10 protein-coding genes, 1 pseudogene and 1 riboswitch are annotated in these 13,209 nt (G+C 43.9%); of the genes and pseudogenes, 1 reads left to right on the forward strand and 10 read right to left on the reverse strand.

Annotated elements, in window-relative coordinates; translation table 11 throughout:
* Positions 1–28 precede the first annotated feature (28 nt).
* On the reverse strand, positions 29–601 hold the full coding sequence (locus FZ941_RS02040; RefSeq protein ID WP_005589825.1) for a thymidine kinase: 573 nt from the start codon (positions 599–601) through the stop codon (positions 29–31).
* A 160-nt stretch (positions 602–761) separates the two neighbouring features.
* Between FZ941_RS02040 and FZ941_RS02045 the strand changes: the two are divergent.
* Positions 762–950, forward strand: a pseudogene (locus FZ941_RS02045) (4-oxalocrotonate tautomerase); the annotation flags it as partial.
* Between the two features lie 87 nt (positions 951–1,037).
* Here the strand turns inward: FZ941_RS02045 and FZ941_RS02050 are convergent.
* The 9 genes from FZ941_RS02050 to guaC form a co-directional block, all read right to left on the reverse strand.
* Entirely contained in the window at positions 1,038–2,297 is a 1,260-nt protein-coding gene (locus tag FZ941_RS02050) for a dihydrolipoamide acetyltransferase family protein (protein WP_148886653.1), read from the reverse strand.
* A gap of 13 nt (positions 2,298–2,310) precedes the next feature.
* Positions 2,311–3,342, reverse strand: coding sequence for an alpha-ketoacid dehydrogenase subunit beta (locus tag FZ941_RS02055; protein WP_148886654.1), 1,032 nt, complete (start codon positions 3,340–3,342; stop codon positions 2,311–2,313).
* Positions 3,343–3,360: 18 nt separating this feature from the next.
* Positions 3,361–4,434 (reverse strand): thiamine pyrophosphate-dependent dehydrogenase E1 component subunit alpha, encoded by a 1,074-nt coding sequence (locus FZ941_RS02060; RefSeq protein ID WP_148886655.1) that lies wholly within the window; start codon positions 4,432–4,434, stop codon positions 3,361–3,363.
* A 15-nt stretch (positions 4,435–4,449) separates the two neighbouring features.
* The gene (lpdA, locus tag FZ941_RS02065) at positions 4,450–5,790 is read right to left on the reverse strand and encodes a dihydrolipoyl dehydrogenase (RefSeq protein WP_148886656.1); all 1,341 of its coding nucleotides are present in this window, start codon (positions 5,788–5,790) and stop codon (positions 4,450–4,452) included.
* A gap of 208 nt (positions 5,791–5,998) precedes the next feature.
* Positions 5,999–8,242, reverse strand: a complete 2,244-nt coding sequence (locus FZ941_RS02070) for an ATP-dependent Clp protease ATP-binding subunit (protein ID WP_148886657.1) — start codon at positions 8,240–8,242, stop codon at positions 5,999–6,001.
* 226 nt (positions 8,243–8,468) lie between these two features.
* On the reverse strand, positions 8,469–9,812 hold the full coding sequence (locus tag FZ941_RS02075) for an MATE family efflux transporter (RefSeq protein ID WP_148886658.1): 1,344 nt from the start codon (positions 9,810–9,812) through the stop codon (positions 8,469–8,471).
* A gap of 241 nt (positions 9,813–10,053) precedes the next feature.
* The gene (locus FZ941_RS02080) at positions 10,054–11,319 is read right to left on the reverse strand and encodes a nucleobase:cation symporter-2 family protein (RefSeq protein WP_148886659.1); all 1,266 of its coding nucleotides are present in this window, start codon (positions 11,317–11,319) and stop codon (positions 10,054–10,056) included.
* A gap of 1 nt (position 11,320) precedes the next feature.
* Positions 11,321–11,902 (reverse strand): xanthine phosphoribosyltransferase, encoded by a 582-nt coding sequence (locus FZ941_RS02085; RefSeq protein ID WP_148886660.1) that lies wholly within the window; start codon positions 11,900–11,902, stop codon positions 11,321–11,323.
* 101 nt (positions 11,903–12,003) lie between these two features.
* Positions 12,004–12,101, reverse strand: a riboswitch (purine riboswitch).
* On the reverse strand, positions 12,096–13,079 hold the full coding sequence (guaC, locus tag FZ941_RS02090; RefSeq protein ID WP_148886661.1) for a GMP reductase: 984 nt from the start codon (positions 13,077–13,079) through the stop codon (positions 12,096–12,098). It overlaps the preceding riboswitch by 6 nt.
* Between the last annotated feature and the right edge of the window lie 130 nt (positions 13,080–13,209).

Here is a 13,209-nt window from a genome sequence, read left to right on the forward strand (position 1 = left end):
ATCTATCTCCTTGATTTTCTAATTCATTCTACTTAATGGGTGGATTGAAATAATGCTTGCGGCATACAGAAATATAGGTCTCATGACCACCGATTTTGATCTGTTCGCCATCATAGACAGGTTTCCCGTTATCCGTCCGCAAAACCATGGTTGCCTTTTTAGAGCAATATTGGCAAATGGTCTTGATTTCGTCAATCTTATCAGCCAGAAGCAAGAGGTGCTTGGAACCTTCAAAGAGTTCATTGCGAAAGTCATTTTTCAGACCAAAAGCCATGACTGGAACATCTAACTCATCCACCACTCTAGCCAAATCATAGACATGATGGCGTTTCAAAAACTGGGCCTCATCAATCAAAACGCAGTAAGGCTTTTCAGGCAAGCTTTGAATATAGCCAAAAATATCTGTCTGGTCCTCGATTGCCATTGCAGCTCGCTTCATGCCGATGCGGCTGGAAACAACGCCAAAGCCATCACGTGTATCGACAGCCGAGGTCATGATGACCACGCTTTTCCCCTGCTCCTCGTAGTTGTGGGCCACTTTCAAAATTTCAATCGTCTTGCCCGAATTCATTGTGCCATATTTATAATATAACTGAGCCATTTATTCTTACATTCTCTCTAAGTATTGTCTTTCTAAGACTTTCAGCGCTGTCCATAAACTCTGCTGGAAAGACCGACCATACTTCCTATTATTTTACCACAATTCACAACTCTTTAAAACCTAATTTATGATAAAATAAGATTAGCAAAAGAAAAGGAGAAATCATATGCCATTTGTCAGAATTGATTTATTTGAAGGTCGTAGCTTGGAACAAAAGAAGGCCTTGGCTAAAGAAGTCACAGAAGCCGTTGTCAGAAATACTGGCGCACCTCAGTCTGCTGTTCATGTCATCATCAACGACATGCCAGAAGGCACTTACTTCCCTCAAGGTGAAATGAGGGAAAAATAAAAAAGAAAAGCCGGCAGTGTATAGGGATACAAACTGCTGGCCTTTTTCTTTATCATTCAGGAATGAAATTCTTCATTCATTCTTTTATCAGAAAACCAAGTCGTAAGGAGATTCCAACTTGTCCGCTAAACTGGCTAGAAACTCCGCTGCAGGCTGACCATCTACGACTTGATGGTCAAAAGTCAGGCTGAGCGGCAGGAATTTCTGCTCATAGACCTGTCCTTGGCTGTCAAGAGCCAGCGCCGTTTGCAGGGCACCAACTCCTAAAATCGCCACTTCTGGAGTATTTAGGATAGGAGTGAAATACTCAATCCCTGCTCCCCCGAGATTGGTAATACTGAAGGTTGAACCTGAGTAAAGAGCTGGATCTAAAGTGCCTTTACGAGCTTGGTTGGCCTCTGTTTTGATAGCTAAGCCTAAGTCAGCCAGCGTTAGCTTATCCACGTGACGAATGACTGGCACCACCAGACCATCACTAAGCGCAGTCGCAATACCGATATGAATATCTTCTACTTCCTGATACTGACCATTGAAATACCAAGCGTTGAGCTGAGGGTGATCTTTCAACGCCTTGGCAACTGCCTTTGTCAGCAGAGTCGTGATGCTGATTTCGCCATTTTCTAGCGGAGAAGCCACCTTATCTTTCATATCCTGTCTAAAGGTCATCAGCTTGCTGATATACACCTTACGGTGCAAGGTCACCTGAGCCGATGTCTGGAGACTGGTCATCATCCGCTCCGCAATAGTCTTGCGAATGCCTGTCAATCCTGCGCCGTAGTCAGCCTGACTAGCCGGCTGAAGGATCGCAGAGCTATTTTCAGGTGTTTGGTTTGGAAGCGCCTCTGGTTTATAGTTTTCCACATCCCGTCGGGTAATGCGGCCCTTGCCTCCCGTTCCTGAAATCATGGAAATATCATATCCTTTTTCCTTAGCAATCTTTCGGGCCAGCGGAGTGATAAAAATACGTCCCTGTTCACTTTTTCCAACAGTGTTGGAACTTGCTGCCACAGTTTTTTCAGCTAGCTCTGGCTTTGAATCAACTGCTCCCTTATCACTTTCTGATTTATTCGCAGAGACTTCTTCCGTCTCCATTCCTGGAATAGATTCTCCCGCTTCACCAATCCATGCAATTACTTTCTTGCACGGGACAGTATCGCCCGCCTGACTGATAATTTTTAAAATCACTCCTGCGCTTGGCGCCTCTACATCGCTGGTCAATTTTTCAGAACTGATTTCCAAGACAGGCTGACCAGCAGCTACGGTGTCGCCTTCCTTGACCAGCCAGTTATTTATCAGACCTTCGGTCATTGTTAAGCCTAGCTTAGGCATTACAATTTCTGTAGCCATACTTGCCTCCCTTCTATCTCTTCAGATCGTCAATCAATTCTGCAGCAACAGTCAAAACCTTATCAGCATTAGGGATATAGAGCTGTTCCAAATTCACTGCAAATGGTACTGGCACATTTGGCGCGCAGACGCATTTCACTGGGCCGTCCAGATAGTCAAAGCATTTGTCTGTCACTGCTGCTGCAATATCTGTCGCTGTGTTATTATGAGGGTTGGATTCATCAACGATAATCAGCCGTCCAGTTTTCTTGACTGATTCAAAGACAGTCTCCTCATCCCAAGGGGCTACCGTTCTCAAGTCAATCACTTCAACCGAAATACCATCTTTTTCCAAGCGATCCGCTACCTCGTAAGCAACATAAAGCATTTTACCGATAGTAACGATAGTGAGGTCTGTTCCTTCACGGCGGACAGTAGCCTTTCCAATTGGAACTGTATAATATTCTTCTGGTACCTCTCCCTTGATACCATAGAGAGTCTTATCTTCTGAATAAATCACGATATTGTCGTCTTCAATGGAAGCCAGCAGTAACCCTTTAGCATCATACGGAGTTGCTGGAACAACTACCTTTATACCAGGAATAGATCCAAAGAGACCGTAATATGAACCCGAGTGTTGAGCTGCAGCCGAAGCTCCTGCCCCATGCATGGTCCGCATTGTCATCGGAACCTTGGCCTTACCGCCAAACATATAGCGCATTTTTGAGCCTTGCCCCAGAATGGCGTCAAAGCAGAAACCGATAAAGTCATTGAACATCAGCTCCGGTACTGGCCGCAAGCCAGTCAGAGCCATTCCAACAGAAGCTGACACGTATCCATGCTCAGAAATCGGAGTATCAATCACCCGCTCTCGGCCGTATTTTGGCATGAGTCCCTTGGTCACACCCATTACACCGCCCCAAGCATCTTCGTTTTCTTCTTCCAAGTGCTTGATTGTTACACCGCCAGCAATATCTTCTCCCAGAAGGATTACGGTGTCATCTTTTGCCATTGCCTGATCCAGCGCTTCATTGATTGCTTTCATAAATAACAGTTGTCTAGCCATTTGATCAACCTCCTTCTATCAATCAGCAAATACATCTTCCAGCAGAGACTCGGAACGAGGAATCGGACTGTCTTGAGCAAATTTGATAGCTTCTTCCACATCCTTTCGAGACTCTTCTAAGATGGTATCAAGTTCCTCTTCGGTCAAGAGGCCGTGCTCGATAGCGTAGTCACGGAAGACATCTAGAGCATCCACATTAGCCCAGTCTTTTTCTTCACCTTCCAAAGCCTTATACTTCTGCTCATCCCCTTCAAAGTGACCATGATCGCGATATGTTACAGCTTCAATTAAGGTAGGTCCTGCACCTCTACGAGCCCGCTCTACAGCTTCCTTGGCTACTTGGTAGACAGCGAATAAATCCTTACCATTAACTCGGATGCCAGGCATATTATAAGCAGCTGCTCTTTCAGCAATGGTGCCAGATGCTGAAGAATACCATTGCGGTGTTGATTCTGCAAAGAGGTTGTTTTCATTGACAAAGATAACCGGCAGTTTCCAAATTGCTGCCATGTTGAGACATTCATGGAAATTCCCTTCATTGGCTGCACCATCACCAAAGAAGCAGACAGCCACACTATCGGTTTTCAAGTACTTGTTTCGCATAGCAGCACCGGTAGCTAGACCAAAGCCTCCACCAACCATACCATTGGCACCGAGAATTCCCTTGTCCAAATCGGCGATGTGCATAGATCCTCCTTTTCCTTTTCCAAGCCCAGTCTCCTTGCCAAAAATTTCTGCCATCATTCCCTTTAAATCACCGCCCTTAGCAACACAGTGACCGTGTCCCCGGTGAGTACTGGTAATATAGTCCTTGTCTGTCAGATTGGCACAGACGCCAGTAGCAATCGCTTCCTCTCCAGCATAAAGGTGAACAAAACCAGGAATCTGTCCTGCAGCAAAGAAACGCCGGGTATTTTCCTCAAAATTACGGATATCCCACATGGTTTTATACATGGTCTTGGCTTTTTCTTTGGAAATCTGCTCAACCTCAACTTCGGTAGCATCATGGACCTTTAAATCGACTAGCTCCGATACAGCACTTTGGTTTCTTGTTTTGCTCAATTGTTGTGGTAAATCTTTATAATTTGACATATTTTTACCTCCTCATTAATCGTCCTGAACGAGTCTTTTAGCGACCTCTTGTATTAGTTCTGATGTGGTAGGATGAGCAAAAACTGTTTCAAGAACTTGATCCAGCGTTGCTTCAGCCTGCCTCAGCAAAATCAAATTCTGCAAAAGATCTGTACCGTTCGGACCGACGATGACTGCACCTAGCAGAAGATGGTATTGCTTTTCTGAGATTAGCTTGACATAGCCCTCCGTCTCACCTATTGCGATAGCCCGCCCATTATAAGAGAAAGGTAGCTTCTCGACCAGAACATCATAGCCGGCCTGCTCAGCCTCTTCCTTGCTGAGACCAAAAGAAGCTACTTCAGGATTGGTGTAGAGTGAACGGGGAACACTCAGCGGATCAACTGCTTCTTCAGCTCTCCGGCAGATAGCTTTTACAGCCTTTATCCCTTCTGCACTAGCTACGTGAGCCAGCATATAAGATTCCAAGAGATCACCGATAGCATAAATATGCTCTTTGGATGTTTCGTAGTATTGATCTACCTTGACAAAATTCCGTTCTGTCAAGGCTAAACCCATATCCTGCGCTAGCTCTAGGTTTGGTTTGCGGCCAGTAGCGATTAAAAGATGGTCGAAAGCAACCTGCTCGTTCTCAAGTAGGACAGAATTAGCAGTTACTTCCTTTATCTGCGCTCCTTGGTAAATCATCACCCCCATTTTCTTTAGTTTCTTTTGAATCACATGTCGCGCATCTCCTTCTTCAGTCAAAAGAATTTCCGGCGCAACCTCGATAACAGTGACCTCAACACCCAGAGGAGCCATAGCGAAAGCTAGCTCAATTGCGATAACGCCACCTCCGATAATGACCAACTTCTCAGGAAGATCCCTCAAGTCAAAAAACGTATCCGTCGTTAGATAATCAACCTGTTCCAATCCCTTGATAGGAGGCACAAAAGGATAACTGCCAGTTGCCAAAATCACATCTTTGCCACTGATTTCTTTACCATTGACGGAGAAAGTTCGGTCTTTGACAAACTTGGCCTGACCTTCTATGTACTCAATACCTAAAGACTTAAAGCTAGCATGAATTCCAGATTGCAAACTGGCAACAACCTGATTCTTTCGGTCTACCAATTTCTCAAAATCAATCCTTTCAAGCTTGCTCTCAATTCCATAACGCCTAGCTTCCTCCATTGTCAGCAACCAATGACCGTGCTGGAGATAGGCCTTAGACGGTATACATCCCACATTCAGGCAGGTTCCGCCGATAGACTTCTTTTCTACCACAGCCACTTTCTTGCCCAAACGAGCAGCTTCTTCAGCAGCCACATAACCGCCCGGTCCAGCACCGATAATCAAAACATCATAAACAGACAAAACAGGCCTCCTTTCATAAAACGCAAAGGGTGCTCAAACAATCAAAATGATTGCTGTCGGCTATAGATACAAAAAGTATCTCATTATTTTTCGTATTTCTAAGACTCATTTCAAAATCTCAGGATAGAGTCTGCTCAGAAACTATGAACCTCCTTTCTGTATTTTTCTTTGTCTACGAAAAGTAAGCGCTTACTTTTTCAGAAGAGACTTATACCAAATAATTAAAATCCAGTTGCCTATCCTTCAAACTGACTTGAACTGTCATTTCAGTTGTTTCCTTATTTTCTACCAAATAACGAGCCAAAGGCGTTTCGAGATAGCGCATAATGCTTCTTTGAATAGGACGAGCACCAAACTCTGGTTGGTAACCTTTCTGGGCTAAAAAAGCATAAACTTCTTCGCTCAGATGAAGCTGAATCTTCTGATGTTTCAACCTTTCCTGAAGTTGCTGAACCATAATTTTTACGATATTAATCATATCTTCTGCCCTCAAAGGGTTGAAAATAACCGTCTCGTCAATCCGATTTAAAAACTCTGGTCTAAAGCTATGTTGCAGAAGGGACAGAACTTCTTCCTGCGTTTCAGCAGTCAGTCCCTGTTCATTTTTGAGAATTTCCAAAATCTGCTGGGAGCCAATATTGCTTGTCATAATCAAAATAGTATTTTTAAAATCAATAGTACGCCCTTTAGAGTCTGTCAACCGTCCTTCGTCCAAGACTTGCAGCAGAGTGTTGAATACATCCGGATGGGCTTTCTCAATTTCATCCAGCAAGACAATCGAATAAAGCCTCCTACGAACAGCTTCTGTCAGCTGTCCTCCCTCTTCAAATCCTACGTAGCCTGGTGGCGGACCAACTAAACGAGCCACGGCATGTTTTTCCATGTATTCAGACATATCCAGTCGAACCATTTCCAGCTCATTGCCAAACAGCCGCTCAGCAAGGGCTTTTGCCAGAGCAGTCTTTCCGACTCCAGTCGGCCCCAGAAAGAGAAACGAACCAATAGGACGCTTTGGATTTTGAATTCCTGCTCTCGAGCGTAAAATGGCCTCCGAAACCTTTTGAACAGCTTGGTCTTGCCCTACAATTCTCTGGCGCAGGAGCTTGTCTAGATTTAACAGGTGTTCGCGCTCATTGTCCATGATTCCCTGCACTTTGATTCCCGTTATGCGCTCTACGATACTGGCTATATCCTCACGACTGACGTCTGGCTGATTAGTTCCCGCTTGAGCTAGCTGGATTTTCTTGACAGCACAAGCCTCATCAATCAAGTCCAGTGCCTTATCAGGTAAATAACGATCTGACAGATAACGAATTGAAAGACTAATCGCTGCCTGCAGAGCTTCATCCGTCAGGGAAACTCCGTGAAAGTCCTGGTAATTCTGCCGCAGTCCTTGCAGAATTGTCAATGCCTTATCTTGATCAGGCTCCTCAATGCGAATCCGCTGGAAACGCCCCTCCAAAGCTTGATCTAGCTCGAAGCTCTCTCGATAGGCAGCAAAAGTCGTTGTGCCGATGATATTAATCTGTCCTTGAGCCAAGAGCGGCTTTAAAAGATTGCCTGCATCAAGAGAGCCCTCTGTCCGACCTGCTGTCACGATTTGGTGGATATCCTCAATATAAAGAATAATCTTCCCCTTAGCAGCCAGCACCTCATCCAAAACAGCCTTGAAGCGCTCTTCAAACTCTCCTCTGTATTTAGTCCCGGCAATCAGTCCGCCTAGATTTAACTTAAAAACTTCCTTTCCCAATAAATGTTCTGGAACATCATCTGCAAGTAATCTTCCAACAAATCCCTCTATCACTTTGGATTTTCCAACGCCTGGAAAGCCTAGGAGAATGGCATTGCTTTTCTCTTTCCTACACAGCACACGGATAATATCGCCAATTTCGTCTTTTCGACCAATTACCTGTCTATCGGTCTGGTCAGCCAGCCACTGATTAAAGTTAGTTGCATATTTGCTCAGGGCTTGATAGCGACTCTCCTGACTGGAAGAGACAGCTCGTTTGCCTTGGCGAACCTTATTCAACTTTTTCGCAACCAGCTCCTTATCAATCCCTGCCTGCTTCAAAAAGACAGTTATCGGATTTCGCTGCTGATGAAATAGACTGAGAATCAGGTGTTCTACTGTTACTACCTCGTCCCTCAGTTCCGCCCTCTCAGCCTCCGCATCATCCAAAAGATTCTTGAGACGCTGGCTATACTGACGTCCAAATCGGTTCTTGTCCGTATGTGAAAATACAGGAATCTTGGCTAGTTCCTGATTGATGACGCTGATAAATTCATTAATATCAAGGTCCAAACCGGTATAGAATTCCAAGGCAAAAGCCTGAGGCTGGGTCAGCACTGTCCAGACATGCGGAATGTCCACTTGATAATTGTGTTTTTGAATAGCTAATTCCTTTGCAACATTTAGTACTTCTTGCAAAAGATGGGTATAGCGTTCAGTCATATAGTTCCCTCGCTTTTCTTCTGAAAACCAAAGACAACTGTAAACAATATTTTAAAAATTAACCTATTTTAACAAAAACTTGACTTGATAATCTTATGACTATTATATCATTTTCACAATCAATATACTAGAAAATATGTAAGCGTTTTACCGTTTTAATCTAATTTTAATAAAAGTTTGTGAAAAAATAACACTGACTTATTCTAAAAGGACAAGCCAGCGCTCTTTAAGTTATGATATTTTTAGCCAAACGATTAAGCCGCCACTGAAAAAGAATGCCGCTCATCACCAAACTAGCAATGAGACCAATCCAATATCCATAAGGGCCTAAACTAGTAAAATGATCTAAGAAGAGTCCTAGGGGCAACGAAACTCCCCAATAAGCAATCAAACCCAAGTAAAATGGCACCTGAGTATCCTTGTATCCCCGAAGAATGCCCTGCAAAGGAGCCGCAAAAGTATCTGCCAACTGGAAAAAGAGGCTGTAGGTCAGAAAAACAGATGTCATACGGATAAACTCAGTATCCGAACCATAGAGAGCAGCTACTCGGTCGCGTAAGATATAGAGAAAGAGAAAGGTAAATCCAGCAATTCCCAAGGCCGTCAGCCGCCCGAGTTTACAGAATTTCTTAACATCATCAGGTCGATTGGCTCCAATTTCATAAGAAACGATGATGGACATAGAGGTTGAAATACTCATTGGAAAGGCATACATTAAGTTTGAAAAATTCATGGCCGCCTGATGGCTGGCAATGATTAGTGACGAAAACTTAGCCATGACCAGGCCAACAACAGAGAAAATCACGACTTCAGCAAAAAACGTTCCTCCGATAGGCAGTCCAAGTCGAATGCCTTCAATTAAGCCCTTTTTATCTAGCGGTCGAATCTTCCATAGCTCATAGACTCGGACTTTTGGATGTTTGACAGCTACTGACAAGGATATGAGGAGCAAAACCCAATAAGCCAAAGAAGTCCCAAGTCCAGCTCCAGCTCCGCCCATTTCTGGAAATCCAAATGCTCCGTAGATTAGAGCATAATTAAAAGAGCTATTCAAAGGCAAAAGTAAGAGCATGAGATACATGGAAAGCTTGGTCAACCCTAGAGCATCAAATAGAGAACGGATGGTGCTAAAGAGCAAAAGAGGAATAATGCCGAGCGCCAGATACCAAAGATAGTTCTTAGCTACTTCTTCTACTAAAGGCTCTAGGCCAAGGTGAGACAAAACCAGAGGAGCGCCCACAAATACCAAGGCAAATAAAATTATCGATAACCCCAAAGAAAGATAAATAAACTGATAAAAATCAGAAGCAATTTTTTCTTTTTTCTCCTGTCCTAAATGATGCCCGATTATGGGTACCAAGGCCGACACAATCCCTATCAGCAGGTCGAAAAATGGAATCCAAAGACTGGTTGCCATGGACACTCCAGCCAAATGCAAGGTATCGTATTGGCCCGTCATGGTCGTGTCAACAAAGGAAGCCGAGAAATTTGCTAGCTGATAAATCAAGATGGGAAGAAAAATTGAGACAAACAAGCTTAGGCGTTGTTTCAAATGATAAGTCTGATACATGTCGAATTCCTTTTTTTAATCTTCTTTTTTAACTATACTACAAGCTAGCTGAATAGTCAAAAGAGGCTGGGACAAAAGTCCTAGCCTCTCAATTGTCTTTGGATTGTCGAGCAAGACGCAGTGGTTGAGTGGGCTCTACTACGCTGATTTCATCAGCTTTTACAGCCCTACTCAACTGTGCGGAGGTGGGACGACGAAATCGAATTCTAACGAATTACCGATTTCTGTCCCACTCTCTTTCTTATTTATTTTTTCGATTTAGGATAGCGTTTAGGACAATAGCAATCAGACTGGCCATGACAATTCCGTTTGAGAAGAACATCTGAAGGCTGGTCGGTAGGCTGTTGAAAAGGCTGCTACCATTGAGTCCGACACCTGCTGAGATAGAAATCGCTGCAATGAGGAAATTATGCTCACTGTGCTCAAAGTCAACACGCGCCAAGATTTGCATCCCCTGAACAGACACAAAACCAAACATAACCAGCATTGCACCACCAAGGACTGGACTTGGGATAATCTGCGCCAAGGCTCCAAATTTTGGCAAAAGGCCGAGGAGAATCAGGAAACCAGCCGCATAGTAAATCGGCAACCGCGTCTTGATACCAGATAATTTGACCAAGCCAACATTTTGAGAAAACCCTGTGTAAGGGAAGGTATTGAAGACACCACCCAGCAGCACCGCAAGTCCTTCTGCTCGGTAACCATTTCGTAAGCGGGTGCTGTCAATTTTATCTTTGGTAATGTCAGAAAGAGCTAAGTATACACCCGTTGACTCCACTAGAGAAACCGTTGCAATGATACACATCATCACGATAGAAGAAAATTCAAACTTTGGTGCTCCGAAATAGAAAGGGGTTGGCACATGGACCAGCGGAGCCTGTGCGACCGGCGTTAAATCTACCAAGCCCATGGCTCCAGCAATGCCCGTTCCGACAATCAAACCAATTAAAATAGAGATGGATTTGATAAAACCTTTGGTAAAAATGTTAATCAAAAGAATTATCAATACCGTCACAGCTGCTAGCATCAGACTTTGGGCGGTCGGCTTGTCTACGTTATTTCCCATATTGCCAATGGCTACTGGAATCAAGGTCAAGCCAATGGTCGTAATGACCGAACCAGTCACAACTGAAGGAAACAGATTGGCGATTTTTGAGAAAATCCCAGCGATCAAAACAACATAAATCCCTGATGCAATCAAGGCACCAAACATAGCACCACTACCGTGACTCTGCCCAATGATAATCAAAGGAGCAACAGACTGGAAGGCCACACCCAGCACGACCGGCAGACCGATACCAAAATATTTATTTAATTGGAGTTGCAAAAGAGTTGCAATACCACACATAAAAATGTCTGTTGAAATCAGATAGGTCAACTGCTCTGCCGAATAACCTAAGGCCCCTGCAATCATAATCGGCACCAAGATAGAGCCCGAATACATAGCCAACAAGTGCTGCAAACCTAAAATGGCTGCCTGTGAGTGTTTTTCTTCATTATAATTCATCTTATAGATCTGCCTCTCTAAATACAACTTTTCCATTTTCAAATCTGTCAATTCGAGCCAAAGAAAGAACTGTTTGTCCTTGAGCCTCTAGCAAGCTTCGACCATCTTGGAAGGATTTCTCAATCACAATTCCAACGGCTGCTACCTCAGCGCCCGCTTCTTCAATGATTTTAATCAGGCCCTTGGCTGCCTGACCATTTGCCAAGAAATCATCAACAACCAGGACCTTGTCACTTGACTCCAAAAACTTGCCCGAGATGGAGACAGTCGAAGTGACCTGCTTGGTAAAGGAATATACTTCCGCCGTTAAAATCCCTTCAGTCATGGTGATGTTCTTAGACTTTTTAGCAAAAATCATTGGAACACCCAAAGCTTCTGCCGTGTAGACAGCCGGTACAATCCCTGAAGCCTCAATCGTCACAACTTTTGTAATACCTGCACTTCTGAAATGCTCAGCAAATACTTGCCCGATTTCTTTCATAAGCGAAAAATCGACCTGATGAGTCAGGAAAGAGTCAACTTTGAGAATATTTTCTCCTAAAACGTTGCCATCCCTCAAAATTCTTTCTTCTAATGTTTTCATGTATCTCCTCTTAACATATCTTTCTTCAACGATTAAAGGACCTGTCACGATAAGCAAGTCCTTTCTTTTAATGACAAATAACCTGACACTGAAAGTACCAAAAAGTCATTAGGCTCACTTATTGTTAGATGTTTGGCATCTTGTAGAGACCTTGCCCCAATCATTAGCAAGATAAATAAGTTATTCTATTTAATTAATGGGCATCGCCATTCCAGATGGAGTTTTTGACGATGACATAGTCCACGCGGGTCAGGCTATGCAAATCGCGACCTCCAGCATAGGAAATCGAGCTCTGCAAATCCTGCTCCATTTCGGTCAGCGTGTCTTGCAAGTGGCCCTTAGCCGGCAGCAAAATCTTCTTGCCTTCGACATTTTTATAAGCACCTTTTTGATACTCGGAGGCAGAACCATAGTATTCTTTAAACTTATCACCATCTACTTCAATGGTTTCACCCGGGCTTTCAATGTGGCCAGCAAAGAGCGAACCAATCATGACCATGCTGGCTCCAAAGCGGATCGATTTGGCAATATCCCCGTGTGTCCGAATTCCTCCGTCCGCAATAATAGGCTTGCGGGCGACCTTTGAACACCAACGAAGCGCAGACAACTGCCAGCCGCCCGTACCAAAACCTGTCTTGACTTTGGTAATGCAAACCTTGCCTGGGCCAATACCGACTTTAGTTGCATCCGCACCAGCATTTTCCAGCTCCCGCACAGCTTCTGGAGTTCCGACATTTCCAGCAATGACAAAGGTCTCTGGTAATTCTTTCTTGATGTGTTGGATCATTTGAATCACACTGTCTGAGTGTCCATGTGCAATATCGATGGTAATGTATTCAGGTGCATCATCTTTGAGGCTGCTAACGAAGTCATACTCATAGTCTTTCACACCGACTGAGATCGATGCAATCAGACCTTTCTCGTGCATTCGTTTGACGAATGGTTTGCGACCTGCTTCATCGAAACGGTGCATAATGTAAAAATAGCCTCCTCGAGCAAGCTCTTCAGCGACAGATTCATCAATAATTGTCTGCATATTGGACGGAACGACTGGCATCCGAAACCTATGTTTACCGAATTTCACACTGGTATCAGCCTCCGAACGGCTTTTTACAATACATTTCGCTGGAATTAGTTGAATATCTTCATAGTCAAAAACCTGAAAATCATTGAGCATGGAACACTCCTTATCAATACTAAAAAATGACCTACCTATGCTGTTCAGCATCGCTACATCTATCCAGACGTTTCCAGAAAAAGTATATCACAAGGTACAGGTTCTGTAAAATATTTTAGCTGGATTAGAT

This window comes from Streptococcus sp. Marseille-P6264, from assembly GCF_902460355.1.
In the GTDB taxonomy this organism is placed as follows: Bacteria; Bacillota; Bacilli; order Lactobacillales; family Streptococcaceae; genus Streptococcus.

Coding starts and splice junctions, on each gene's coding strand:
- FZ941_RS02040 (WP_005589825.1), bottom strand. CDS start 601: ATGGCTCAGTTATATTATAAATATGGCACAATGAATTCGGGCAAGACG.
- FZ941_RS02050 (WP_148886653.1), bottom strand. CDS start 2,297: ATGGCTACAGAAATTGTAATGCCTAAGCTAGGCTTAACAATGACCGAA.
- FZ941_RS02055 (WP_148886654.1), bottom strand. CDS start 3,342: ATGGCTAGACAACTGTTATTTATGAAAGCAATCAATGAAGCGCTGGAT.
- FZ941_RS02060 (WP_148886655.1), bottom strand. CDS start 4,434: ATGTCAAATTATAAAGATTTACCACAACAATTGAGCAAAACAAGAAAC.
- FZ941_RS02070 (WP_148886657.1), bottom strand. CDS start 8,242: ATGACTGAACGCTATACCCATCTTTTGCAAGAAGTACTAAATGTTGCA.
- FZ941_RS02075 (WP_148886658.1), bottom strand. CDS start 9,812: ATGTATCAGACTTATCATTTGAAACAACGCCTAAGCTTGTTTGTCTCA.
- FZ941_RS02080 (WP_148886659.1), bottom strand. CDS start 11,319: ATGAATTATAATGAAGAAAAACACTCACAGGCAGCCATTTTAGGTTTG.
- FZ941_RS02085 (WP_148886660.1), bottom strand. CDS start 11,902: ATGAAAACATTAGAAGAAAGAATTTTGAGGGATGGCAACGTTTTAGGA.
- guaC (WP_148886661.1), bottom strand. CDS start 13,079: ATGCTCAATGATTTTCAGGTTTTTGACTATGAAGATATTCAACTAATT.